The 1,359-nt window shown below is 68.4% G+C and carries 3 protein-coding genes; all 3 read right to left on the minus strand.

The window, feature by feature from the left end:
* A partial coding sequence (locus tag A5702_RS02905) for a PPE domain-containing protein (protein ID WP_156669462.1) occupies window positions 1-319 on the minus strand: 319 nt, incomplete at its 3' end.
* Between the two features lie 10 nt (window positions 320-329).
* Complete coding sequence (locus A5702_RS02910; RefSeq protein WP_068218107.1) at window positions 330-629, minus strand: PE family protein; 300 nt, start codon at window positions 627-629, stop codon at window positions 330-332.
* Between the two features lie 167 nt (window positions 630-796).
* A partial coding sequence (locus A5702_RS02915; protein ID WP_197506488.1) for a PE/PPE C-terminal domain-containing protein occupies window positions 797-1,359 on the minus strand: 563 nt, incomplete at its 5' end.

Below are 1,359 nucleotides of genomic sequence, written 5' to 3' on the forward strand. Positions count from 1 at the left end.
GCACCACCGAGGAAAACACCGACTCATAAGCCGCCGCCGCCGAGCTGGCCTGCACCGCCGCCTGCTCGGCCTGCGCCGCCGTGGCACTGAGCCACTCCGCATACGGAGTGGCCGCGGCCGCCATCGCCGCCGAAGCCGTACCCGCCCACTCCTCACTGGCCAGCTGCGTCACCACGCTCTGATAACTCAACGCCGCCGACTGCAACTCCGCAGCAACCGCATTCCACGCCGACGCCGCAGTCATCAACGACCCCGACCCCGGACCGGCATAAATCTTCGCCGACGTAACCTCCGGCGGAAGCATCCCGAAATCAAACATCCTTGGCTCCTTAACCCGTCGCGGCCGCGTTGGCCGCCTCAGTCACCGCGTAGGACCCGGAGCTCATGCTCAGGGTGTTGACGAACATCTCGTGAATCGCCGACGCCTGGCCGCTCACGGCCTGATACATCTGCCCGTGCGCACAGAACTGCGCCGCGGTCAGTGCCGATACCTCGTCAGCGGCCGCCGGCACCACCCCCGTCGTCGGGGCTGCCGCCGCGGCGTTCTGCGCATTCAGCGCCGCGCCAATGCTTCGCAAGTTGCCCGCGGCCCCGGCCAGCGCCTCCGGCTGCGTCGTGACAAACGACATCTGAAAATCCCTCCCTGCTCCTAGGCCCGGCGGCCTTCGGAGAACGGTCCGCGGGCGGGCGTACCGCACGCATGGCTTACTGCTGAGATTAAGTGGGTCACGCGCTGCCTCGCCTCCCTAGTGCCGAGTGTTCATTCGTGTACAACTTCCGTTCACCTGGCCTTTCCTTATCCGGCCGAGGGTGGTCGGGTGAGCACGCTGTAGCGGAATCCGTATTTGTGCGAGTAGCCCGCGGCGGCGCCGGCGCGGCGGCCCATGACGCCGGTGGGCATGCCGCGCAGCAGGGCGTTGCCCGGCGGATTGCTCGCCCCGGCCTGCAGGGGGGCGGCCTCGGCCTCGGCGGCGTTGGCCGGGCTGACCGCCGAGGTCAGCGTGGCCCACTGCTGGGGCACCGACAAACCCCCGACCTGGGCGGCCTGCCCGGCACCGGCCGAGACCACGTTGCTGCTCAAGCTGCCCAGGTTGCCCAACCCCAACTGCGCGAACTGCGGGGTCGGGAACCAGGCCCCACCGGCACCGGCCGTGCTACCACCGGGCCCGAACACCAACTGCTGGGCAATCGACGAACTGAACTGCGCCAGGCCGTTGGAGAAGTAACCGAGGCCCGACGTCTGCTTGAGGATCACGGTGTAGAGGGTCGGGTTCAGCCCGAGGTAGTTGTTCGTGGGGGTGGGCAACCCGCTTTGCAGGAAGTTCTGGATGGCGCTGGTCAGCCAGGTGAACGGCCCGG

It is taken from the genome of Mycobacterium sp. E3339 (assembly GCF_001666915.1).
Taxonomy (GTDB): domain Bacteria; phylum Actinomycetota; class Actinomycetes; order Mycobacteriales; family Mycobacteriaceae; genus Mycobacterium.